1 protein-coding gene is annotated in these 276 nt (G+C 59.8%); it reads right to left on the minus strand.

All coding sequences use genetic code 11. The features are described 5' to 3' along the window. Positions 1-271: DEAD/DEAH box helicase (locus tag L9G74_RS20450; protein WP_238898600.1), on the minus strand; the 271-nt coding region annotated here is incomplete at its 3' end. Positions 272-276: the final 5 nt, after the last annotated feature.

Raw genomic sequence — 276 nt, forward strand, 5'->3', positions numbered from 1 at the left:
GCAGCGCCAGTTCGCGGGTAGGCGCCAGCACCAGAATCTGGGTGTTGCGGTTACCAGCTTCCAGACGAGACAACAGAGGCAAGGCAAAAGCAGCGGTCTTCCCTGTACCGGTTTGCGCCTGCCCCAGCAGATCGTGTCCCGCCATCAGGTGGGGAATTGCTGCGGCCTGGATCGGTGACGGGCGCTCATAGCCCACGTCCTGCAGCGCTTTCAATACAGGCGCGGCCAGTCCAAGCTCACTAAAAAGGGGCAGTTGTTCGGTATCAGACATAGATT

Source organism: Shewanella electrica (assembly GCF_022321485.1).
Taxonomy (GTDB): Bacteria; Pseudomonadota; Gammaproteobacteria; order Enterobacterales; family Shewanellaceae; genus Shewanella; species Shewanella electrica.